This is a genomic window from Rhodococcus sp. 06-235-1A, from assembly GCF_002258785.1.
Lineage (GTDB): Bacteria > Actinomycetota > Actinomycetes > Mycobacteriales > Mycobacteriaceae > Rhodococcoides.
The window spans coordinates 80,694-104,021 of sequence record NZ_NOYI01000012.1 but is presented as its reverse complement, the minus strand read 5'-3'; the positions used below and the strand labels follow the sequence as shown (position 1 = coordinate 104,021).

Annotated in this window: 23 protein-coding genes and 1 riboswitch; of the genes, 16 read left to right on the top strand and 7 right to left on the bottom strand. The window is 66.1% G+C overall.

The window, feature by feature from the left end; genetic code table 11:
- Positions 1–53: 53 nt before the first annotated feature.
- The 11 genes from CH275_RS10905 to CH275_RS10855 all read left to right on the top strand — a co-directional run bounded on the left by CH275_RS10905 (position 54) and on the right by CH275_RS10855 (position 10,116).
- A complete protein-coding gene (locus tag CH275_RS10905; protein WP_094677965.1) occupies positions 54–1,112 on the top strand; it encodes a 2,3-butanediol dehydrogenase in 1,059 nt (352 codons plus the stop codon).
- Positions 1,109–1,876, top strand: a complete 768-nt coding sequence (locus CH275_RS10900) for an acetoin reductase (protein WP_094677963.1) — start codon at positions 1,109–1,111, stop codon at positions 1,874–1,876. The genes CH275_RS10905 and CH275_RS10900 overlap by 4 nt, the downstream gene beginning before the upstream one ends.
- Positions 1,877–1,922: 46 nt before the next feature.
- Entirely contained in the window at positions 1,923–3,215 is a 1,293-nt protein-coding gene (locus CH275_RS10895) for a GAF domain-containing protein (RefSeq protein WP_094677961.1), read from the top strand.
- A 21-nt stretch (positions 3,216–3,236) separates the two neighbouring features.
- The gene (locus tag CH275_RS10890; protein WP_094677959.1) at positions 3,237–5,294 is read left to right on the top strand and encodes an FUSC family protein; all 2,058 of its coding nucleotides are present in this window, start codon (positions 3,237–3,239) and stop codon (positions 5,292–5,294) included.
- 34 nt (positions 5,295–5,328) lie between these two features.
- Entirely contained in the window at positions 5,329–5,988 is a 660-nt protein-coding gene (locus CH275_RS10885) for a HEAT repeat domain-containing protein (RefSeq protein WP_094677957.1), read from the top strand.
- Positions 5,989–5,997: 9 nt separating this feature from the next.
- Positions 5,998–6,972: a HEAT repeat domain-containing protein gene (locus CH275_RS10880; RefSeq protein WP_094677955.1), complete on the top strand. Its 975-nt coding sequence runs from the start codon at positions 5,998–6,000 to the stop codon at positions 6,970–6,972.
- A 22-nt stretch (positions 6,973–6,994) separates the two neighbouring features.
- Positions 6,995–7,345 (top strand): cupredoxin domain-containing protein, encoded by a 351-nt coding sequence (locus tag CH275_RS10875; RefSeq protein ID WP_256990973.1) that lies wholly within the window; start codon positions 6,995–6,997, stop codon positions 7,343–7,345.
- A gap of 9 nt (positions 7,346–7,354) precedes the next feature.
- Positions 7,355–7,765, top strand: a complete 411-nt coding sequence (locus CH275_RS10870) for a DUF2752 domain-containing protein (protein WP_094677953.1) — start codon at positions 7,355–7,357, stop codon at positions 7,763–7,765.
- Between the two features lie 108 nt (positions 7,766–7,873).
- Entirely contained in the window at positions 7,874–8,071 is a 198-nt protein-coding gene (locus CH275_RS10865) for a hypothetical protein (protein ID WP_094677951.1), read from the top strand.
- Between the two features lie 138 nt (positions 8,072–8,209).
- Positions 8,210–8,866, top strand: a complete 657-nt coding sequence (locus CH275_RS10860; protein WP_094677949.1) for a GntR family transcriptional regulator — start codon at positions 8,210–8,212, stop codon at positions 8,864–8,866.
- Entirely contained in the window at positions 8,863–10,116 is a 1,254-nt protein-coding gene (locus CH275_RS10855) for an MFS transporter (protein WP_256990972.1), read from the top strand. The genes CH275_RS10860 and CH275_RS10855 overlap by 4 nt, the downstream gene beginning before the upstream one ends.
- A 52-nt stretch (positions 10,117–10,168) precedes the next feature.
- On the opposite strand, the gene CH275_RS10850 is transcribed toward CH275_RS10855, so the two are convergent.
- On the bottom strand, positions 10,169–10,771 hold the full coding sequence (locus tag CH275_RS10850; RefSeq protein ID WP_094678653.1) for a DUF6518 family protein: 603 nt from the start codon (positions 10,769–10,771) through the stop codon (positions 10,169–10,171).
- A 99-nt stretch (positions 10,772–10,870) separates the two neighbouring features.
- Between CH275_RS10850 and CH275_RS10845 the strand changes: the two genes are divergently transcribed.
- The gene (locus tag CH275_RS10845; protein ID WP_094677947.1) at positions 10,871–11,491 is read left to right on the top strand and encodes a hypothetical protein; all 621 of its coding nucleotides are present in this window, start codon (positions 10,871–10,873) and stop codon (positions 11,489–11,491) included.
- A gap of 88 nt (positions 11,492–11,579) precedes the next feature.
- Here the strand turns inward: CH275_RS10845 and CH275_RS10840 are convergent, their stop codons facing one another.
- Together CH275_RS10840 and CH275_RS10835 are read right to left on the bottom strand one after the other, a co-directional pair.
- On the bottom strand, positions 11,580–12,917 hold the full coding sequence (locus CH275_RS10840; protein WP_094677945.1) for a M1 family metallopeptidase: 1,338 nt from the start codon (positions 12,915–12,917) through the stop codon (positions 11,580–11,582).
- A 6-nt stretch (positions 12,918–12,923) separates the two neighbouring features.
- Positions 12,924–16,853, bottom strand: coding sequence for a Pls/PosA family non-ribosomal peptide synthetase (locus CH275_RS10835; RefSeq protein ID WP_256991000.1), 3,930 nt, complete (start codon positions 16,851–16,853; stop codon positions 12,924–12,926).
- Between the two features lie 196 nt (positions 16,854–17,049).
- Positions 17,050–17,165, top strand: a riboswitch (SAM riboswitch).
- Positions 17,166–17,219: 54 nt separating this feature from the next.
- Here CH275_RS10835 and CH275_RS10830 point away from each other — a divergent pair.
- Together CH275_RS10830 and CH275_RS10825 are read left to right on the top strand one after the other, a co-directional pair.
- Positions 17,220–18,551: an aminotransferase class V-fold PLP-dependent enzyme gene (locus CH275_RS10830; protein ID WP_094677943.1), complete on the top strand. Its 1,332-nt coding sequence runs from the start codon at positions 17,220–17,222 to the stop codon at positions 18,549–18,551.
- Between the two features lie 155 nt (positions 18,552–18,706).
- Entirely contained in the window at positions 18,707–19,207 is a 501-nt protein-coding gene (locus CH275_RS10825) for a hypothetical protein (protein WP_094677941.1), read from the top strand.
- Positions 19,208–19,226: 19 nt separating this feature from the next.
- Here CH275_RS10825 and CH275_RS10820 read toward each other — a convergent pair whose 3' ends face one another.
- The 3 genes from CH275_RS10820 to CH275_RS10805 form a co-directional block, all read right to left on the bottom strand.
- Positions 19,227–19,700, bottom strand: a complete 474-nt coding sequence (locus CH275_RS10820) for a YbaK/EbsC family protein (protein ID WP_094677939.1) — start codon at positions 19,698–19,700, stop codon at positions 19,227–19,229.
- Positions 19,701–19,849: 149 nt separating this feature from the next.
- A complete protein-coding gene (gene alc / locus CH275_RS10810; RefSeq protein WP_094677937.1) occupies positions 19,850–20,824 on the bottom strand; it encodes an allantoicase in 975 nt (324 codons plus the stop codon).
- Between the two features lie 4 nt (positions 20,825–20,828).
- Positions 20,829–21,833, bottom strand: a complete 1,005-nt coding sequence (locus CH275_RS10805) for a hypothetical protein (protein WP_094677935.1) — start codon at positions 21,831–21,833, stop codon at positions 20,829–20,831.
- A 137-nt stretch (positions 21,834–21,970) separates the two neighbouring features.
- Here CH275_RS10805 and CH275_RS10800 point away from each other — a divergent pair, with 137 nt between their 5' ends.
- Both CH275_RS10800 and CH275_RS10795 read left to right on the top strand, forming a co-directional pair.
- On the top strand, positions 21,971–22,549 hold the full coding sequence (locus CH275_RS10800; RefSeq protein WP_094678649.1) for a TetR/AcrR family transcriptional regulator: 579 nt from the start codon (positions 21,971–21,973) through the stop codon (positions 22,547–22,549).
- A gap of 28 nt (positions 22,550–22,577) precedes the next feature.
- Positions 22,578–22,802: a DUF6480 family protein gene (locus CH275_RS10795; RefSeq protein ID WP_094677933.1), complete on the top strand. Its 225-nt coding sequence runs from the start codon at positions 22,578–22,580 to the stop codon at positions 22,800–22,802.
- A 13-nt stretch (positions 22,803–22,815) separates the two neighbouring features.
- Here CH275_RS10795 and CH275_RS10790 read toward each other — a convergent pair whose 3' ends face one another.
- Positions 22,816–23,313, bottom strand: coding sequence for a 2-oxo-4-hydroxy-4-carboxy-5-ureidoimidazoline decarboxylase (locus CH275_RS10790; RefSeq protein WP_094677931.1), 498 nt, complete (start codon positions 23,311–23,313; stop codon positions 22,816–22,818).
- Positions 23,314–23,328: the final 15 nt, after the last annotated feature.

Here is a 23,328-nt window from a genome sequence, read left to right as displayed (position 1 = left end):
TCCGGGTCACATAGACCTGTGTGCATATCCGATCCAGTCAGGAGTGAGAACCGATGCGCGCAGCTGTGTATTACGGCCCCAACAAGGTGGAGATCACCGACGTACCCGAGCCGAATCCCGGTGAAGGCCAGGTCAAGATCAAGGTCGGGTTCAACGGAATCTGCGGAACAGACCTGCACGAGTACTACGCGGGCCCCATCTTCATCCCCACCTCGCCGCACCCTCTGACCGGTCAGGAGATGCCGCTGGTACTCGGCCACGAGTTCTCGGGAACCGTCACCGAGCTCGGGAAGGGCGTGACCGGCATCGCGGTGGGCGACCGCGTTGCCATCGAGCCGCTCTACCGCTGCGGCCACTGTGGACCGTGCCGGGCGGGCAACTACAACATCTGCGCGCAGATCGGCTTCCACGGACTGATGTCCGACGGCGGAATGGCCGAGTACACCGTGGTCCCCACCGACATGATCCACGCCTTGCCCGACAACGTCTCGCTCGAACTCGGAGCCCTCGTCGAACCGATGTCGGTTGCCTATCACGCTGCGACACTGGGCGAGCCGAAACCCGAGGACACCGCGATGGTGTTCGGAGCCGGCCCCATCGGTATCGGCCTGTGGTTCGCGTTGCGAGGCAAGGGGCTGGACAACGTCTACGTCGTCGAACCGTCGCCGACGCGTCGGGCATCGATCGAAGCTCTGGGCGCGAAGACTCTCGATCCGACGGCCGTCGACGTCGCTGCGTTCATCGCTGACCTCACCGACGGCAACGGTGCCGACGCCATCTACGACGCGGCCGGTGTGCAACCTGCCGTCGAGACCGCGCTCGGGTGCATCGGTGCGCGTAAGCCGTTGGTCAGCGTCGCGATCTACGAAAAGCCTTTGACCACACCGCTGCAGAAGCTCGTGATGAACGAATCCCGGATTCAGGGCTCGCTCTGCTACACCTCCGCCGACTACGAGGCCGTCATCGATTTGATGAGCCAGGGCCACTACGACACGACGGGCTGGGTGGACAAGATCACGCTCGACGGCGTCATCGACGACGGATTCGAGGCGCTGCACGCGGGCACCAAGATGAAGGTCCTGGTCGACCCTTCCACTGGAGCAGCATTGTGAGCGCGGTACTGGTGACCGGGGCGGGTCAGGGCATCGGCCGGGCGATCGCGTTGCGGTTGGCGAACGACGGTCATGACATCGCGCTGGCGGACCTCAACGAGGACAAGATTGCCGGCGTCGCCGACGAGGTGCGTCGAACGGGCTCGAAGGTAACGACATTCGTCGCCGACGTCAGTGACCGCGACCAGGTGTTCGCGGCCGTCGAACACACCCACGAGGCACTCGGCGCCTTCGACGTCATCGTCAACAATGCGGGAATTGCGCAGGTGGCCCCACTCGACGATGTTCGCCCCGAAGACACGAAGAAGATCTGGGCCGTCAACGTCGACGGTGTGCTGTGGGGAATCCAAGCTGCCGCAGCAAAATTCAAGGCACAGGGCTCGAAAGGCAAGATCATCAACGCGTCCTCGATCGCCGGTCACGACGGGTTCGCAATGCTCGGGGTCTACAGCGCAACGAAATTCGCGGTTCGGGCACTGACCCAGGCTGCGGCCAAGGAATACGCATCGGACGGCATCACCGTCAACGCCTACTGCCCCGGAGTGGTCGGTACCGACATGTGGGTCACCATCGACAAGCGATTTGCCGAGTTGACCGGTGCCGCGGAGGGCGAGACGTACGACAAGTTCGTCGGCGGTATCGCTCTCGGTCGGGCGCAGACGCCCGAGGACGTGGCGGCGTTCGTCTCGTATCTCGCCGGACCCGACTCGGACTACATGACGGGCCAGGCACCGTTGATCGACGGTGGTCTGGTCTATCGGTAACCCCCCCGTCGACGCTGATCTGTGAGCTGGAGCACAATTGACTGTGATGACGCAGTCGACAGGTCCTGAACCTGCGCTGGCGGCCGGCGAAGACCCGCGCCGCTACGCGCAGATTCTCACTGCCGTGTACGACGCGACCATGACCGGAGGTAAGTCGCCCGCGCGTCCCCGTGAGGTGATCGGTGACTCGTGGCGACGGTTGCAGACCCTGGGTATCGACCCCGAACTGGGCAACCCCGCCGAGACCCAGATGGATGTCTCCGACCTCGAGCTCACGCGTCGAGAATCGGGTTTGTTCGACATCCTCGACGACCTGGCCCGGGGCCTGGAATCGGTGGTGCAGGACGGCGACAACATCCTCGTCGTCGCCGATCGGCACGGCCGGGTGCTGTGGCGCAGCGGATCGACGGCTGTCCTCGACCGCGCCGACAACCTCGGATTCGTCGAGGGTGCCAACTGGGCCGAGGATTCGGTGGGCACCAACGCCATCGGAACGGCGCTGGTCTCGGGACGCGCGGTGCAGATCTTCTCGGCCGAACACTATGTGCGGAGCCATCATTCGTGGACCTGCGCCGGAGCACCCATTCGTGATCCGCGAACCGGTCAGGTACTGGGAGCCATCGACGTCAGCGGTCCGGCCAAGACGGTGCACCCCACCACCATCGCGCTGGTCGACGCCGTCGCGAGACTGGCGGAATCCCAACTGCGCGAACTGCATCGGAGCACCCTGGACCGGCTGCGGTCGGTGGCCGCACCGATGCTCGCGCGGCTGCGTTCGCCGGCACTGGCAGTCGACGCGAACGGCTGGGTCGCGGCCGTCGAATCGGTGGCGCTGCGCAATCGCATCCTGCTTCCCGAGGACCTGGCAACGGGACGCTTCTGGCTGCCGACCCTCGGCGTGTGCGACTTCGAACCCCTGCCCGGTGGATGGCTCGTCCGACCCACCAGCACAATGGATTCCGGCGTTGCCGAGGTCGGATCGACGAGAGTTCGCATCGACCTGCGCAATTCACAGAAACCGCGCATCGAGGTGCGCAGCGAAGTGGGGGAGTGGACCCACGAGCCGACTCCCCGGCACGCCGAAATTCTGTACCTGCTCGCCACCCATCGCCAAGGACGCACCGCGGCCCAGATGGCCGCAGATCTGTTCGGCGACGACGGCCGTGCGATCACCGTGCGGGCCGAGATGTCGCGGCTGCGCAAACACCTCGCCGGCATCATCTCCACGCAGCCGTATCGGTTGGACGAATCCGCGACCGTAGAGGTGATCACGCCGTCGGACATGAGTCGGTTGCTACCGCATTCGTCGGCCCCGGCGATCCGAGCGGCACGCGGCTGAGCCGTAGCGCAGAATCGTGGAATGAACCGCCTCGCCCGAATCCTCGACGCCTCGGATCCGGGGCAAGTACGGCTCCGCAGCGCGTCGGCGACCACGCTGACGGTGCTACTGGCGATGGTGACGCTGGTGTCGATCACGCGCGCCATCGGGCAGCCGGTGACCGTCGCAATGCTCGGAACCGTCGTGGCGATGCAGGCATCGGCGGCGGTGAAGGACAAGGACCAACACAGTCGGCTCATCACCACTGCACTGATGGCGCTGCCGGCCTCGGCGGCAGTGACGTTGGCGGCGTTGCTCTCCGAGCTCGGCAAGGTGGCCGACGTCGGCTTCATTGCGGTGTTGTTCGCGGCCGTGTGGGTCCGCAGATTCGGTCCTCGCGGCACGGCGCTGGGGATGGTGGCGTTCATCTCGTACTTCTTCGCACTGTTTCTGCGCGCGACCCCGGGGCAGCTGCCGATGCTCATCGCGGCGATCCTCGGCGGTTTGGCGATCGCGCTGTTCGTGCGAGCGGTGATCTTCCCGGATCGGCCGATCGTGGAAGTCCGTCGGTTGCTGTTCGCCATGCGAGCGGTGTCGGTATCGGTGTTGGAGGCGGCGTCGAGGCGGGAAGACCGTGACTTGAACCTGTTGCGCCGCAGACTCGACCGGCTCGGCACCACCGCGCTGATGATCGACGACTGGCTCGACCGACACGACGCCGGTCAGTTGCTCAGTGTCACCAGCACCGATCTGTCGCTCCGCGTGTTCGATGCCCAGATCGCAACCGAACAACTCGTCAGCTCTCTGTGGGCTCTGGATCCGGCCAAGCCATGGCCGACAGCGCTGGGCCAGGCGACAACGGCACTCGGGTCGGTCCTGCAGAACACGCCGTCCTCGGAACAGCTTCGAGCCGCCCGTCGGATGGCCGCGACAGCCGCCGAACGTGCCGATCCGTCGACCCCCACAGGCATCGCTACGGTCTCCGCGCAGCGAGCCGTGCAGGCGCACATCGCTATTCATCACATCACCACCAACGCAGTCTCGGTTGCTGCGAGCCCCGCGCCCGAATCGACCGAGCCCGCGACCAAGGACGAGCCGAGCGGACTGAACCCCAGCACCAAGGCCGCAATTCAGGTCGCCGTGGCCACCAGCGCGGCGACCGTGCTGGGTGAACTGGTCTCGCCCGACCGCTGGTACTGGGCGGTGCTGACGGCGTTCCTGGTGTTCACCGGGGCGTCGACCCGGGGCGAAATCCTCACGCGCGCAGGCCAACGCGTCCTCGGAACCATCGCAGGCGTGCTGGCCGGAGTGGTGATCGCCGCACTGGTGGGCAACAACCAACCCTTGCAGTTGGTGTTGATCGTCGTCTGCGTCTTCTTCGCGTTCTACTTGGTGACGGTGGCGTACGCGTTGCTGTCGTTCTTCGTCACCATTCTGCTCGCCATGCTCTACGGGCTGCTGGGCACCTTCAGTATCGAGGTGCTCGAGCTTCGTATCACCGAGACCGCCGTCGGCGGCGTGGTCGGCATCGTCTCCGCCTACTTCATCTTCTCGACCGGAACTCGAAAGACGATGGTGGACAAGGTAGATACCTACCTCGAACAGTTGGACGCGTTGATTCAGGCCAGTGTCGAATCGGTTGTGGCACCTGGAGGAGAGACCGACCTGGTGGCGTCGACCCGCGCGCTCGACAACGCGTTGAAGGACGTCGTGACGGCCGGAAAGCCACTCGTACTGGGGCCGACGACCCGCAGCAGGCGAGGTGCGAAACGACTGCTTCGAGTGTTGGCCGTCAGTAGCCGATCTGCCCATGCATTGGCCCGAGCAGGCGTGCTGGCCTCTCGCGCCGATACGCGGACGGCCCCCTCGGACGACACGGCCCGGGCTCTGCGCGATGCTGCGGCTCTGGTGCGCGAGACCGTACGACACGTCGAGGCGGCCGCGGCGGGCAAACACGTCGAGCCGCCGGAGAAGGTCACCGAGACGACGGTCCTGGATGTCATGCTCACCTCGACCAACGCGCCCGGTCCACTGCGGGGTGCGGTGCGCGCACTGAACACGATGAACCGAACTCTCGCGGACGTGCTGAGTCGGGGTTGACCTTCACACGGTGACAAGGTCTTGGCTGGGCCGCATGAACTCGATGAATTCGGTAAACGGGGCACTCCAACACAGCAATCCGTCGGCCCGGCTGCGGGCCGCGCTCGATCTCGGTACGACACCGGATCTGCAGTTCCTGGACACACTGCTGCAGCGATGCGCCGTCGAACCGGATTTTCAGGTGCGGGAGATGTTGACCTGGGCCCTGATACGGCTACCCGCGTCGTCGACGGTTCCGCGGTTGATCGAGGAAGTGCGATCCGGCGGGGCACAGGCTCGCAGCCAGGCGTTGCACACGTTGTCCAAGATCAAGGATCGGGCGGCATGGCAGGTCATCACCGAGCCGTTGATCTCCGATCCCGACGACGAGGTGGCGCGCAGCGCGTGGCGGGCCGCGGTGGTTCTGGTTCCGACCGGAAGCGAAGGGCAGCTGGCCGCATTGCTGGGCACGCAACTCGGACGAGGTGGGTTCGAGGTGCAGCGCAGTCTCAGCCGCGCGCTGGTTGCGCTCGGATCGGTGATCGAGCCGATGCTGCTGCGGGGCGCGTCGAGCAAGGATGATTCCGTTCGTGTCCATGCGCTGGCCACCGAGGCTCTGCTCCGAGACCCGGATGCCGGGTTCGCGGCGCTCGAAGCCACACGAGCCGAGGCCAAGCGTGTCGATGCCCTTGGCGTAGTCGACACGGCGGGGTGAGATAGGACGATGTTGATCGGTGAGGTGGCGCAGCGCTCGGGAGTCAGTGCGCGCATGCTCCGGCACTACGACCGGCTCGGACTGGTGCAGCCCACCACGCGGAGCAGTACCGGCTACCGCGAATACTCCCCGGAGGACGTTCGACGCCTGTTCCACGTCGAATCCCTGCGTTCGCTGGGTCTGTCGCTGAACGATGTCGGGCGCGCGCTGGACGATCCGAGTTTCGCGGCGTCGGGACTCGTCGACCAGCTCGCGGCACGAGCCGAGGAGCGCATCGCGCGAGATACCGAGTTGCTCACCCGGCTTCGTCGCATCGGCAATGCCCGACCCGACGATTGGGAGGACGTACTCGGCACTGTCGCGATGCTGGGCGATCTGCAGTCGGTGAGCGCAGGAAAGCGGCAGTCGGCGGCGCTGGCGTCCGTCGGAGATCGAACCGTTCCGGCGGACGCGTTGGCCGAAGCAGTACTGCGCGAACCCGCAACCAATGTGGCCGGCGCGCTTCGATGGGCACTCGCCCAGACAGGCGGCGAAGCGATGGGGCCGCTGCGGGAAGGTCTGCGTTCACCGGACTCCGATGTCCGACGCCGCGCCGTCGACACCGTCGTCGAGATCTCTCACCCCGACGCCACCGACCTGCTGGCAGAGGCGTTGGTCCACGACGACGAGCAGGTCAGGCGGGTCGCTGCGCTGGAACTCGCGGCCCGGGGAGTGGCCGACGCGTTCCCGACGCTGATCGAGATGGTGCACGACGGAACGAACGACGTGGACGCCGCAGATGCACTCGGGATGCTGGGATCCGACTCTTCTACAGTGGCGGATCTGCTGGACGGGCCCGACGACGTCGCTGTGAGACTGCGAGTGACGCAGGCGTTGGCGAGCATTCCGGGTCCGGCAGCATTGCAGGCGCTGCAGGAACTGACCCGGGACTCGGACCGGTCGATCGCCCTGACGGCCCAGTACATCCTCGGCCGGAGGGAATGAGCCCTTTCGGTACCGTCGAGGTATGAAGGCATTCGGAATGTTCGCGGCACTGATGATCACGTTGACTGCCTGCTCCACCGCCACCACTCCGGCCGCGTCCACCGAACCCGTTGCCGAGAATCAGGTCACCGTCGCCGACCGGATGTACTCGCCGAAAACGCTGACGATCTCCGTGGGAGACACCGTCACGTGGGTGTTCGCCGACCGAGGCATGGCCCACAATGTGGTCGCCGACGACAAGTCGTTTCGAAGCGAGCTGATGGAGACCGGACAGTTCACCCACACCTTCGACACCGCGGGCACCTTCACGTATCACTGCACGCCGCATCCGGACATGACGGCAGCTATCGTCGTCGAGGCCCCGACCTCCTAGGCTCATGGCATGACGGCACCGCCCCGATCGCCCAGCATCGCCGCACCCCTCGGTGTGGCCGCTGCGGCTCTCGGTGGTGCAGTGCTGCTGCACGTTCGCGACCCGCGGACCTCGATGTACCTTCCCTGCCCGTTCCACGCTCTCACCGGACTGTGGTGCCCCGGATGCGGAGCGACCAGAGCTTTCGGTGACCTGACCCGCGGAGACATCGCGGCGGCCGCGTCGAGCAATGTCCTTGCGGTTGTCGTTGCCGCGGGTGCCGTCGCAGTGTGGGCGCTGTGGCTGCGAGCTCGCTGGACCCGCCGGCCGCTGTCGCTTCCGCGATTCAACCGTCCGACGGTGATCGTCCTCATCACTGTTCTCGCCGTATTCACCGTGTTGCGCAATACCCCGTGGGGCAGCGCAATCGCCCCGACCTGACCAGGGAGTGCCTGTGCTGCTGGAAATCTTCTCGATCATCGTGCTGCTGGGCGTGCTCATCGCGCTCATCCCCACGGCCCGCCGCGTCTTCAAGAAGGGTGACGACGAATGAGCGACACACTGAAGGATCGAGTGCGAGCCAAACTCCTCGCGCAACTGGCCGACGACGGTGGCACCGCCGCCGAACAGGCCGAGGGTGACGACCCACGGCTCAACGCCCTGCGCGACGACCTGGAGGCACTGGAGGCGGCGCAGGACGGGGATCCGGTGGTCGACGACATCGCCGCGAGGCACTGGGTGCCCTGACCGACCCGCCACCCTCCCCGCCCCTCGGGGGAGTCAATGTGACGTTCGGTGGCCTTTTTGGGGGTCGATGTCACGTTGAGTGGACTTCTTCAGGGTCCGGAATGCAGAGACAGTTGAGGTGCATCTAGTATCTATGTTGTGTCCGAGATCAGATCTGCCGCCGATACGGCGTACGCGACGGTCAAGGAGCTCATCGTCTCGGGGGAACTTCCCGGCGGTGAGCTCGTCAGTGAGGGCGAGATCGCGTCGCGCCTCGAGATCAGTCGCACTCCTGTCCGTGAGGCGTTTCTGCGGCTTCAGGTCGAGGGATGGATGCGCCTGTATCCCAAGCGAGGGGCGCTCGTGGTGCCGATCGCGGTCGGCGAAGCCGAGAGTGTCGTCGACGCTCGCAGACTGGTCGAATCGGGCAGCGTCCGTGCATTCGTAGACAACGCGAGAGCCCGAGAATCCGTGGTGGCCGCCCTGCGGGAGAACCTGCAGCTACAAGAACGACTGGCCGTCGACGGCACCGCCGCACAATTCAGCGCCGTCGACGCAGACTTCCATCGCACCGTCGTCCATGCCGGCGGCAACCCATTGCTCGACGCGTTCTACGACGGACTTCGCGAGCGTCAGCGCCGGATGACCGCGGCGTCCGTGACGCGTGATCCGGGCCAGATTTCGCGCATCGTCGACGACCATCGCCGACTGACCGACCTGATCGAGGCCGGCGACGCAGACGGATTCGAGCGGGCCGTCGAACAACACATGCTCGGCGTCCACGGACTACGACCGGACAGAGGGGGAACACGATGACCGAACACGCGGTGGTCAACGATCGAGACATCGAGATGACGGCGCGACGCTGGCTGCTGGTGGCGTCGGGCATGTTCGCCGTGGCCTGGGGCGGTAACGAGTTCACGCCGTTGTTGGTGATGTATCGGCTCGATCATGGCTTCTCGGCCGTGGTGGTCGATACGTTCCTGTTCGCCTACGTCCTGGGCATCATTCCGGCGATGCTGATCTGCGGGCCGCTCTCGGATCGACTCGGCCGACGCCCGATCATGTTGCCCGCTACCGCAATTGCCGCGGCGGGTTCCATTCTGATCGCACTCGGACCCGACAACGCCTACATGCTCTTCGGTGGCCGTGTGCTCAGCGGAATCGCACTCGGAATCGGCATGGCCGTGGGCGGCAGTTGGGTCAAGGAACTCTCGAGCCGCGACGCCACCGCCAAGCCCGGTGCCGGAGCGCGCCGTGCCGCGATGTCGCTGACGGCGGGCTTCGCCCTCGGTGCCGGAGTTGCCGGTGTGCTTGCGCAATGGGCCCCCTGGCCGACGCACCTCGCCTACGGCGTGCACGTGCTCATCTGCATCGTCGCCGGCGTCGGCATGCTCTCCGTGCCCGAAACACGCCCTGCCACAGCAGCATCGAAGAACAAGCGGTTGCTCGACGATCTGAGGATTCCGTCCGCATCCCATCGCCGGTTCCTGTTCGTCGTGCTGCCGTTGGCACCGTGGGTGTTCGGTGCCGCGAGCGTCGCTTACGCGGTGCTGCCGTCACTGATGGCCGACGCATTGGCCGACGAGCCCGGTGGCGGCTATCCCGTCGCGCTCTCCGCGGCGATGGCGGTGATCGCACTCGGCTCCGGCTTCGCGATTCAGGCCGTCGGGCGACGGATCGACACACCCGCCAATGCGCGAGGCGCTCTGGTTGCGCTGTCCCTGTTGGTGGTCGGCATGGCTGTCGCGGCGTGGGCTGCATCGGTGCTCACCATTGCCGCAGCGCTGATCGCGGCGGCAGTGCTCGGATGCGGGTACGGCATGGCGCTGGTCTCCGGTCTGCAAGAGGTGCAGCGCATTGCGGGCCCCGACGATCTCGCGGGCCTCACCGCGGTGTTCTATTCGCTGACGTACCTTGGCTTCGCGGTGCCCGCCGTTCTGTCGGCGCTCACCGAGACCTGGCCCGGCGTGGTGACCTATCCGATCATTTTCGGATTCGGCGCGGTGATGGCCGGAATCTGCGGCCTGGTGGTGCGGTCGAAGACGTCAGCGCACCTGCCCTAGGGTCGTGCGCGTTTTGCGTAGGCCTGAGTACGCAAAACGCGCACGACGGGGGTCAGGACCGAGTACGCGGTCCGAGTCGCTGTCGTCGCTGGCGGGTCATCACCGCGGCACCGACAATTCCCGCTGCGACGAGGACCACGCCTGCGGTGCCACTGGCGACGCGCTCGGGCCACGGCAGTGTCGTCGGCACGCTGAACATGCCCCGAAAGAACGGCTCGAGCATCGCCCCGGCGGGCACGACCAGACGCGCGAGCAGGCCTGACGGGCCGCCGCCTCGCGCTACCACCCCGACCAGACCCAACGGGCCGCCCATGACAAGGGCGAAAGCGAACCACATCCGGTTTGCCGCCCACACGGTCTCGTCGAACATCCCGAAGAGCTGACCGACACCGTAGTGCACCACCAACGCCAACAGTCCAGCGACGATCCCCGCCGCGAATGCGTGCAGCGGACGGCGGACCAGCCAGCCGGACAGGATGGGCAGGCCGGCCCACACGGCACCCGAATTCACCAACTTGCTGAAGGTCGAGCGGACGGCCAGCAACGTGTTTGCCTCGGCGGACAACTGGCTTTCGCTCGTGACGTTCGAGGCGAGCGACACGAGAGCGACGGTGATCGCGGCTGCAATGACAAGTCCCCACCACCGTTTCGCCATCAGTGGATGGTACGCAGGCATCGCGCCTTTCTCTGCAAAGGCAGAGCTCTCCGCGAGTGGGTGCGCGCCGACCGGTTCGGCTCTAGGATCAGCGGCATCATGCTGCAGTCCGCGCGCATTGCCCCGCCGCACCGAGTTCCTCCGACGGCGGCGCTCGCGGGTGCAATCGTGTGGAACCGACGCGAGGCGTACTGGTTTCTGATCGCCGTGATCGTGCCGGCTGCCTGCTGGTCGAGGTACCCGGAGCTGGTGCCGTACATGTTCGTGATCGTTCTGCTCGGGGCCCTAGGGTTTCGCTGCCGACGGATTGCCCAGTGGGTGTCGATGCTGCGCTGGGGAGTGATCGCAGACGTCGAGACCGTGGACACGGCACTGCGCGGCGACCGCAACCTTCGGCTGGCGCACGCCGCCGGATGGAACGTCCAACGGCGTTGGTACACAGGGGTTGTCACCGAATCTGCGGTGCGGTACCGGGCCGGGGAGGCGCGCGGTCACCTGTTCGTTCGGGGTCTGCCGTTCACCACCGGGGTGGTGCTCGCCCACTCGAAGCAGCCGTCGTCTGCCATGGCGATCAGCGATTTCCCCTGCGATCTGCAACTGGACGGACGAGGACGTTGGGCGGCGTCGTTCCCGCAAGGTTTCTGGCGACAGGCGTTGGCGACGGTCGCGCTGTACAGCTACGCGATCGCTGGGTTGTTGGTATCGCTGGGGTATCGCTGACGACGGCAATCGGCTCCCCGGACTTGGAAATACGCCTCCAATCGGAGGCTGGAATCCGAAACTGGGGAGCCGATTCGCGACGCTGGACCTACGGCAACGACGGCAGCTGCGTGTCGATCAACCATGCGTCCCACAGATTTCGGGGGCACCCGAAGCGGGAGGCGAGATCGGTGAAGTCCGCGGTTGCGACCGTCGAGTAGCGGTACTTGGAGGTCCATTCCTGGATCAGTCCGAAGAATCGCTCGTCCCCGATGGTGCGCCGCACGGCGTGCAGTGCGAGTGCACCGCGCTTGTAGACGCGGTCGTCGAAGATGCGTGCCGGCCCGGGATCGCTGAGCTGTAGGTCCATGGCCAGCCCGCGCTGAATGGTGTGCGCCCGCTTGGCCTTGTCGTGAGCCGTTGCGCCGCCAGAGTTCTCGGCCCAGATCCACTCGGAGTAGCAGGCGAATCCCTCGTGCAGCCAGATGTCGGCCCACTTGCCGAGGGTCAGCGAATTTCCGAACCACTGGTGCGCCAACTCGTGCGCGACGAGGCGCTCGTAGTACCGGGAACCGGAACAGTGGTTCGCTCCGAAGATGGACAGCCCCTGCGCCTCGATCGGAATTTCGAGATCGTCGTCGGTCACCACCACGGTGTACGACGCGAAAGGGTAAGGGCCGTAGAGCCGTACGAACGTATCCATCATCTGCGGTTGACGACCGAAGTCGTGATCGAATTGCGTGCGTAGCCGCGGCGGAGTGATGGCCTTCATCGGCACCGGACCCGGGCTGACGATGCGATGCTCGTACGGGCCGATCTGGATGGTCGCGAGGTAACTGGCCATCGGCTCGGGCTGCTCGTACACCCAGGTGGTGCGGCTGGCGCGAGTCTGCTTGCGCACCAACGTTCCGTTGGCCACCGCGTAGTACGGCGAATCGGTGGTGATGGTGATGCCGTAGCTGGCCTTGGACACCGGATGGTCGTCGCACGGGAACCACGACGCGGCCCCGTTGGGCTGGCTCGCGACGATCGATCCCTCGGTGAGCTCGTCCCAGCCGACCTCACCCCAGAAACCGTTGATGGGCTTGGGTGTTCCGCCGTACGCCACCGTGACCACCAGTGCCGCGCCCGACGCGATGGGCTTGGCGGGCGTGATCTTCAGCTTGCCGCGCTGGTGGCTGAACTTCACCGAACGTGAGCCGTTGACCGACACCTTCGACACGTTCATCGCCGGTCCGAGATCGAGAGCGAACTTCGACACCGTCGCGGTGGTGACGGCCGTGATCTTCGCCTTGCCGGTCAACCGGTTGCTCTCGACCTTGTACTCGAGATCGAGTTCGTAGCGCGAGACGCGGTAGCCGCGGTTACCGTTCTGCGGGAGGTATGTATCGATCGGATTGTCGCTGGCATCGACGTCGAACACCGGTGCCACCAGCCTGTCTGGCACGAACGATCACCCCTCGTTTCGGTCGTCGCGGATGCGGGGAAAGGGGTCACCCTTGGCCCAGGGCGCGATCGGATTGCCCTGCCAACGAGTATGCGCGGGAACCGTATCGCCGCGCATCACCAGGGAGGCAGGCCCCACTGTCGCACCGTCACCGATTCCCGATGCCGGCAACGCGACACAGTGTGGTCCCAGTGTTGCGCCTCTGCCGAGATCGACCGTGTCCATGGACATGATCCGATCATGGAACAGGTGCGTCTGCACAACGCACCCTCGATTGACGGTCGCACCGTCGGCCAACGTCACCAGATCGGCCTCGGGAAGCCAGTACGTCTCACACCACACACCTCGGCCGATGTCCGCGCCGAGCCACCGCAGCCACATGTTCAGCACCGCGGTGCCCTCGGCCGCGCGCGCGAACCACGGCGCGGCGACGGTCTCGACGAACGTGTCGGCCACCTCGTTGCGCCAGACGAACGAACTCCACAGCGGATGGTCGGTCTTGCCGATCCGGCCCACCCACAGCCACTTCGCCAACGCCGACACCGCCGCAGCAACGAATCCGGCGACGAGCAGCACCAGGCCGCTGACCAACGCCGCCAACCAGTATCCGACGGCGTCGGCGACGGCGGTGAGTGCGAACAACACGGCCAGACCGATACCGAACGTCACGACGACGGGAATCAGCCGGCAGGTCTCGACGAGCGACCGGGCGATCTTCAGCTTGCGCGGTGGGTCGAACGTGCGCGACGAATCCGCACTACCGGCGGCCCGGCGCAGCCGCACCGGCGGACTGCCGAGCCACGACGAGCCGGATTTGGCTTTGTCCGGCGTAGCCGACAGCACTGCGACGAGGCCGTTCTTCGGGACGGTTCGCCCCGGACCGGTCATACCGGAGTTGCCGAGGAACGCCCGCTTGCCCACTTTGGCGTCGCCCAGATGCATCCAGCCGCCGCCGAGTTCGTAACTGGCGACCATCGTGTCGTCGGCCAGGAACGCGCCGTCGGCGACGGTGGTGAACTTGGGGATCATCAGCACCGTCGACGCCTCGACGTCCTTGCCGATCTTCGCGCCCAGCAGCCGCAGCCAATGCGGAGTCAACAGCGATGCATAGAGCGGGAACAGGAACGTGCGCGCCGAGTCCATGAGGCGTTCGGTGGCCCATACCTGCCAGCCGATGCGGCTGCGCACCGGGTGGTAGCCGCCGACGAGTCCGATGCTGAGCAACCGCACCGCGACGACGGTGATCAGTGCGAACACCGCCAACGACACCAATGTCGCGACGGGCAACATCACCAGGCCACGTTCGAAGGCGTCGAGCACGGAGTCCGCGGTGTGAATCCACCAGCCCATCAACACCAGGCTGACGCCGATCGAGAACAGCGCCATACCGGACAGGAACAGCGACGCGACGCCGTACGCGAAGACCCAGTGGGTGGCGCGCGGCGGCGTCTCGGCCGGCCACGGATGATCTGCCTTGCCGACCTTCTGCGCGGGCGAGCCGGACCACATCTGGCCCGCTTTCACTCGTCCGACGACGGCGGAGCCTGCCGTGACGACCGCGTTCTTGCCGACCCTGGTGCCCGGCAGCAACGTCGAGCGGGCACCGACGGTGGCGCCGGCACCGATCTCGATGCCGCCGATGTAGACGAGGTCGCCGTCGATCCAGTGCCCGGACAGATCCACCTCGGGTTCGATGGAGCAGCCGTCGCCCAGTTCGAGCATGCCGGTGACCGGCGGCAGGGTGTGCAGGTCGACGCCCTTGCCGATTTTGGCACCCAGAGCGCGCGCGTAGTAGACCATCCACGGTGCACCCGACAGGTTGGACGCGCCACTGGCATCGGTCAATCGCGTTGCGGCCCACAGTCTTATGTGCATGCTCCCGCCGCGCTCGTACGCGCCGGGTTTCAACCCGGCCAACAGGATGCGCGATCCGATCACCGAGATCGCCATGCGTCCGACCGGAGTGATGAACAAGACGAAGGCCAGAAGGATCCACCACCACGACAGCGTCGGAGCCCAGGCGACGTCGCCGAACCAGGCCATGACGTTGAAGAGCAGTCCGAGCCAGGTGACCCACTGCAGTCCGGTGAGGGTGGTCAACGGAACCGTCGCCAGGATCTGCGCCCATTGCGCGGTGCGTGAGGTGGGGGCGACCTCGCGGGGAACGGCCTCGACGACCGGCTTCAGGTCGTCGAGATACTGCGCGAGCGAACCCAGCCGCGGGTGGTCGTACAGCTGCGCGACGGTGATCTCGGGGAACCGTTCGCGAAGTGCCGTCACCAATTGGGCGGCCGACAGTGAACCGCCGCCGTTGGCGAAGAAATCGGCGTTCTCGTCCGAGACCTGCGCCCCGAGGATGTTGGTCCACAGCTCGGCAACCCAGCCCGCCGTCCCACCGAGCGAGGACGCTCCGGCCATGCCGGGCAGGGGCCACGGCAGCGCGTTGCGGTCGACCTTGCCCGAGGTGCGCGTGGGCATCTCATCGACCAACGCGAGGCGGGGGACAAGAGCCGCGGGCAACTGTTCGGCGAGCAACTCGCGAGCGGCTTCGAGATCGAAATCGGGGTTGGTGCTGGCGAGATATCCGACCAGCACGGAGTTTCCGGCAGCCGTCTTGCGGATGGCGGCCGCCGCACCGCCGACGCCCGGAAGTGCTTGCAGCGCATTGTCTATCTCGCCGAGCTCGATGCGTCGACCGCCGAGCTTGACCTGATCGTCCGCGCGACCCTGGAACAACAGTCCTTCCAGCTCCAGCTTGACCAGATCGCCGCTGCGGTACGCCCGGTCCCACCCGAGAGACGGCATGGGCGCGTACTTCTCGGCGTCCTTGGCCGGGTCGAGATACCGTGCGAGTCCGACGCCGCCGATGACCAGCTCACCGACTTCACCGACCTGCACCGGGGTGCCCGAGCCGTCGACCACCGCCAGATCCCACCCGTCCAACGGCAATCCGATGCGGACGGGACCCTTGCCGTCCATGATCGCCGCACAGGCGACGACCGTTGCCTCGGTGGGGCCGTACGTGTTCCACACCTCGCGGCCCTCGACCGCGAGCCGCTCGGCCAACTCCGGCGGGCAGGCTTCGCCGCCGAAGATCAGCAGTCGCACCGCTTCCAGAGCCACCGCGGGCCACAGCGACGCGAGCGTCGGCACCGTCGAGACCACACTGATGTCGCGGGAGACGAGCCACGGACCGAGGTCGAAACCGGACCGCACCAACGACCGCGGCGCGGGCACAAGGCACGCACCGTGCCGCCACGCCAGCCACATCTCCTCGCACGACGCGTCGAACGCCACCGACAGGCCGGCGAGCACTCGGTCGCCCGGACCCAGCGGATCCTTCTGCAGGAACATGCGGGCCTCGGCGTCGACGAACGCCGCCGCATTGCGATGGCTGACAGCGACGCCCTTCGGAGTGCCCGTCGAACCCGAGGTGAAGATGACCCACGCATCGTCCTGCGGGGTGGGTAATTCGGCGTCGTGCTGCGGTATGTCCTGCTTGGGGGCGGTACCGGCCGCGATACCGCCGGCAGTGACGATGGCCGTCACCTTCGCCTCACCGAAGACCAACTCGGCCCGCTCTTCCGGATCGTCCGCATCGACCGGTACGTATGCGGCACCGACCTGCAGGATCGACAGGATTGCGACGTAGAGCGAGAAGGAGCCCGACGGCATGCGGATGCCGACGCGATCGCCGCGCCGGACACCGGCGTTGGCGAGCCACTGAGCGCCCTCGGCGATGTCGTCCAACAATTCCGAGTAGCTGACCGACACGGCACCGTCGTCGATGGCGGGGGCGTCGGGGAAACGACGGGCTGTCTCCTGCAGGACATCGATCAGTGTGCGGGCCGGTGCGGCCAGGGGCGAGCGAAGAAACGCCGCCGGTGCAGGTGCGCTGTGTGCGCTCGAACCCGGCAGATCGTTCTCGTGATGCACAGACAACCGGGCGTCCTTATCGATTCGTTGGCAAATGATTCTGTGGTGCTGGCGAGCAGCAGCGCCGTTGGTTATCTCACGTTCTGTTTGCCAGCAGGTGAACGAGCGCGCCTTCCCACCGCGGAAATCCTACTGCTGCCGACGGTCGAGATTCGGCTTGACAAAACCGCGGCGGGTTTGAAAGTGTCTTGTCCACGGTCACGAGTACCAGCATCGAGCCCCGGCTTGCTGGTCGGCAACCCTCCTTCGCGGTGGGGTGCTCCGGGTGACGACCAGGCTGACGCCGGAGATCCGGCGCGGCAAGCGCGGACTCGTTCACGAACCTCTTCGGTTGCGGGTCCCTCGAACGTGAGGGCTTGATCTGTCATGACATCTGTACTGTCCCGTCCCTGTGCTCCTTTTGCCCCTGTTTCGGGCACGGAGTTACAGGTTCCGCTGGTCCACGGCGGCACGTGCACCTACGCCAACTTCGATTACGCGGCCAGTGCGCCTGCGTTGGCCGCGGTGACCGATCGGATCGCAGAGCTGCTGCCGTTCTACTCGAGCGTGCACCGCGGGGCCGGCTACGCCTCTCGGGTCTCGACGGCGGCATACGAGAAGGCTCGGGTGACCGTCTCCGATTTCGTTGGTGCGCAGACGGATTCGGTGGTGGTGTTCACGCGGAACACCACCGACTCGCTCAACCTGTTGGCCGCATGCGTGCCGGGGGAGACGGTGGTGCTCGACATCGAACACCACGCGAACCTGCTTCCGTGGCGTGATCGCCGAGTTGTGGTGGCGGCGTCGACCCTGCCCGAGACCATTGCGCGTCTCGACGCGGAGCTTGCCGCGAAACCTGCTGCGCTGCTGGCGATCACGGGCGCATCGAACGTCACCGGCGAAGTTCTGCCCATCGCCGAACTCGCAGCACTGGCGCATCGGCACGGCGCGCGCATCGCGGTGGACGGAGCCCAGCTGGTTCCGCATCGACGGGTCGACATCGCCGCTCTCGGCGTGGACTACCTCGCGTTCTCGGGGCACAAGCTGTATGCCCCGTTCGGTGCGGGAGTGCTTGTGGGAAAGCGTGATTGGCTCGACTCCGGTGAGCCGCACCTGGCCGGCGGCGGCGCCGTGCGCAGCGTGAGCATCGACCACACCGACTGGGCTCCGGCGCCGCAACGGCACGAGGCGGGCACGCCCAACGTGCTCGGGGTCGCCGCGCTGGCCGCGGCCTGCGAGACCATCGCCGGATTCGACGACGCAGAGCTGCAGCAACACGAGTACGAACTGTCGTCCCGCTTGCGCGACGGTCTGGCCGCACTCGATGGCGTCGAGCAGCTACGGGTGTGGGACGACGCACCCGACACCGTGGGCATCGTGACCTTCACGGTGGCCGGACGCGACCCAGGCGAGGTGGCCGCGTACCTGTCGGCCGAACACGGCATCGGTGTGCGAGACGGAAAGTTCTGCGCGCACCCACTGCTGAGCAGGCTGGGGCACGCGGCAGGAGCGGTTCGAGCCAGCATCGGGCTCGGCAGCTCCTCGGCCGATGTCGACCGACTCGTCGACGCCCTCGCCGCCCTGGTCGAGTCCGGGCCGAACTGGCACTACGAGGAGGATGCAGGCTGGTGGAATCCCGTGCCGGACCCGCGCCCCTTCCCCGAGCTGGCCGATGGCACCGCCGGGGTTGGATCCCCGTGCGCCCCCGCAGACAGTTAGCATGGCGTCATGACCGTGAGTGTCGTGTGGACGGGCAACCGCCACTGGTGCAACAGATACGTGGATCTGTGCCGCACTGCGTCCGGGTCGTGTTCGAGTTCGGCTCCGCTCCGACCGAATGCGTTCACCGACTTCTAGAACCAGGACCACCACTCATGTCGCACAAGCACACCCGCGTTGCCGTCGAATTCGATGCCGTGTGGACCGAACTGACCGTGGCACCGGACGCGGAGCCGATCCGCATCCAGGCCTCCGACCTGCGGGAAGCTCAGCAGCACACCGCTCGACTGCGCGCCGAAGCAGTCGAGCGGGGCGAATCCGCAGACAGCACAGCAGTATTCCTCGACCTCGAGATCCACATTGCCGCAGATGCCAGAACTGCCCGTCGTGAATTTGCCGGACTGGACGCGCCGACCAGCCCGTCGTCCATCCGCTACGTCGGTACCCCGGCGGGCCTGGCCAGTTTGATCTCCGACGTCACCGCAGCCGATGTCGCCGACGGCGTGACGTTGCAGGTCCACGACGATGTGGCTCGCCAGTCGACGTTCTTGAGCTCCGGGGTACTGCCGCTGCTGGGATCGCGCGGCACACGGTTCGACATCGATGCCGTCGACGAGGTCCTCGGCGCACCGATCGCGCCGACTCTCGCGTCCTGAGCCCAGCGGTGAGGCGAGGTCAGGTGACGTCGATCGCCAGGCCCGCGGTGATCCGCAGCAACTCGGTGAACGTCGACCGAAAAATGGTGTTCGTGTGACCCGCGGCCGCCCACACCTCTGCATGGCCGGCCAGATCCTGGTCGACGAACGTATCCAGATTGGTGGGGTGGCCGACCGGGGCGATGCCACCGATCGGCTGCCCGGTCGCATGCTTCGCGGTGTCGAGGTCGGCACGCATCAACGTGCCGCCCAGACGAACACCGGTGTGCTCGAGATGAACGTTGTGCGCTCCCGACACCAGGAGCAATACCGGCTCGTCGTCGAGGAGAAACACCATCGACTTCACGATCGCACCCACATCGACGCCGAGCGCCGCGGCGGCATCGGCGGCAGTGTGCGTGCCCTCGGGGCTGTTCACCACCACCCCGTGATGACCACGAGAAATCAGAGTGTCGGCAACATGGGCTGCATTCGGATGAAGTAGCCGGGACATGGACCAACCCTATTGCCCCAGCCTTGTTTACGCAGATACTTGCTCATCTGGTCATTCCGCAGGCTCCACTCCCGCCCTACTGGGTCATTCCGCAGGCTCCACTCCCGCCTATTGGGTCATTCCGCAGGCTCCACTCCCGCCCTACTGGGTCATTCCGCAGGCTCCACTCCCGCGAGATCACCGAACAGTCTCAATCGCGCCATGCCGCCGTCGGGAAAGATGTCCATCCGTACTTCCGAGACCGGGGTGTCGTGGTCGAGCACGAAGCGATGACGCGTGTCGGGCTGCAGCGTCGTTCGCGGCAACAGCTCGATCCACTCGCCGTCACCGAGCCGCCCACGCAGCGATGCGGCACCCGGCGCGTTGCCGAGGAAGCAGGTGGTGTCGAGCTCGGCCAGACGGATGTGCCCGGCACCCGCCAACTGAACCTGCACCCAGTCGTTCGCGTCGTTGCGTCGACGTGAGGTCTCCCAACCCTCACCCATCGACCGCGGAGGGCCGGGGAACAGAAGATTGTTGGGGGAGCTGTAGAACATGTTGGAGCACGCCGAGACGTGGGCACCGTTCTCCAGCGCAGCCAGATCGACCGGCCCGGCAGCGAGGAACTTGGGGTCGGGCTTGCCGCGGCCCAGTACCCGCAACCGCGCCACTCCGCCGTCGGGGTAGATCGACAGCTTCACATGCGTCCAGCGCTCGTCGGACGCGACCTGGAATCTGTTCTCGCTGTCACCGTTGACCGGACTGCGGGCGACGATGGTGGTCCACTCGGTCTGCGTGCGCAACTCCTCGGGGGAGGGAAAGCCCTCCACCTCGGCGGCCTCGACCGAAATCTCCGGCGGGTAGTTTCCGGTGAACCACGAGGTGTCGACGACGATCGCCGAGACGACGCCGGGTGCTCCGAGACGCACGATGGCCTCGTCGTACCCGTCTTCGCGTCGGCGTCGCGTCTCCCACCCGTCGTAGATCTGACCTTTGTGCCCGAACGTCGCCGTCGAATAGTCGGCCTTGCCCGGACTGACGAGATTCTCCTTCTCCGCGAACGTCTCGTCGTTCGCCCACACGACTGCGCCTCCGAGCGTGCGGACGGCGAGATCGGGCAGTGGCAAGGGGAAGTTGGCGGTCATGGAATCACACTTTACTGGTTGCACGTGGGGCCACCGGGTTGTGCGCGGACCGACGACGCAGGGCTGCCGCGCCCATCAGCAGTGAACCGATCAGGATGTAGAGCGCGAGTCCGAGCGCAGGCTGGCCCAGCCCGGTGCCGGAGAAGTACACGATGCTGCGCACACCTTCGGTGCCGATGCCCGGGGTGATCCAGCGACCGATCGAGGCGTAGAGCGACGGGAGGACGTTCGTCCCGAAAGCGCCTCCAGCACTGGGATTTCCGAGGATCACGAACAGCACGATTGCGGCCGGCACCGCGGCGACACCGATCAGTGCCCGAAGGCCCATGGTGAACAGTCCGGTAGCGAAGACCACGCCGGTGCCCAGCAAGGTGAGCGGAAACCAGTGGCCGGCAAAGGTTTCCAGTACATGTGTGGTGAGGAAGGCACCGAGTGCACCCGAGGCGACGGCGTAGGCAGCAAGAATTCCGACGTGCGAACAGGTTTCGCGACGCGACTGTGGCGCCCCGATCAGCAGTCCGAATGCTGCCGCCAGCAGGTAGCCGCCGACCACCCAGCCGACCGAGAGGTAGAAGCCGGACAGCCCTCGATTGTCGTGTACGCCGACCGGGATCTCGTCGCGCACCACGAACTGGCGACCCTGCGCGGCGTCGACCTCGGTGAAGATCGATTCCAGCGCAGTGGCCACGGAACTACCTGCAGCACTCGCGGTGATCAGGGTGTCCGTTCCGTTCGCGCCGACGACGTACGCCCCGAGAATGTCCCGATCGCGGAGCAGCGAACGGACCTCAGCGGTATCGGCTGCGGTGCGCGCGTCGAGCGGGGTGCCGTCGATGGCGTCGAGGCGATCGACGGTCTGCTGGTCCAGTCCCTCGGGGAGTCCGGCCTCGGTCACCACCGCGATCGGGATCGCGTGCGGCGTCGGCTGATGGAACGCCGAGACGTAGCTGAGGATGAAGCCGAGCTGCAGTACCAGGACTGCGGCGGCGAGCAGTGACATCTTGCGCATGGGTGACTCCTGAACCTTGTCGATCCCCGTGAGTCTTGTCGATACCCGAGGTATTCAATACTCTAGGTATCGTGAATGCCGAGGAGCAAGAAAAGTGGGGGTCGACACAGTCGCAGCGGCGACCACAGCGCGCCGATGTGCGAGACCGACTGCTCGGTGCCGCCGCCGACGAGTTCACCGAACGTGGTTATGCCGCAGCCAAACTGACCGACATTGCGGACCGCGCAGGCTTCACCAAGGGTGCCGTCTACTCGAACTTCGAATCCAAGCAAGCGCTGTTCGCCGAGTTGCTGGCCAAGCGTTCCCTCGACCTCGCGGCCCGGGTGCTGGCGCACATCTCCGATTTGGACCCCGGCGCGGCAGCAGGAGCAGGCGGCGGAGAGATCGCGTCGTGGGTGGTCGCCGAACCCCGCTGGCCGCTGTTGACAGTCGAGTTCGGCGTCCTGGCCGGACGCGACCCGGCCGTTGCCGAGCGCTATCGAACCGACCGTCGAGCACTACGGCGCGAGCTCGAACGCCTCATCGCCGAGCGTGCGCACGACTGGGGTGTCGGCGAGAAGTTCGATGCCCGACGCCTCGCGACGTCACTGGCGGCGTTGATCTCCGGATTGGCCGTCGAACATTCGGTGGATCCGGAGGACATCGACGAGGGAGTCATCGCGGACGCGGTGTCCGAACTGTTTGCGGGAGCGATAGCTAGAGCACATCTCGATTGAGGGACACCGCACCGGGTAACCGCAGAAGATGAATGCTCAGAATCCGGATCCGGACGTCACTGCAGGACTCGAAGCGGGAGGCGGCGTCACGCCAGGAGACACCCCGCCCGCCGAAACCGGAATCGGCGGCCCGAACCACGAGCCCCCGCAGCGCAGCCGGGTGATGCCGATCGTCGTCATCTGCATCGTGGCGTTGCTGGCGATCCTGATCGCCGGTGGATTGATCGGTCGCGTCGTCGGCCTGTTCGGCTGAACTGCGGTCGGTGTCAGTACGGAGGCCAACCACCCTCGGGACCCAGAAGTCGGTTCAGTCGAATGTGGTTGATCTCCGCCAACTCGTTCCGCATGACCTTGCGTTCGGTCCGGTCATCGTTGTCGAGTCTGTGGCCCAGGTCTACCAGAATCTCGCGCGGATCGAAGCCCTCGGCCTCGAACAACCGGCTCGCCACGTACGGATAGTCGAACCGCTCGCAGTACGCGCGTGCAGCGGTCCCCAGAGCTCCTCGGGTGTTCGCGTCCATGGCGGCGCACACCTTGCTCGGCTCCGGGAGCGTCGCGGCAAGAGCATCGATGTCGCCGTCCGACAGCTCGGCCAGTTCGGCGTCTGCTGCGCGGAAGAGCTCAGCGCGGGAGCGATAGCTGCGGCCGTCGGCGACCCGTGACGCCCACGCCACCGAGCAGCAGCATTCGTACAGTGCGTGCACCGCTTTGCGACGCGGCAGGTCGTTGAACGTGTCGAGTCCGAGCCCCTGATGCATCAGCATGTGTCGATGATGGGC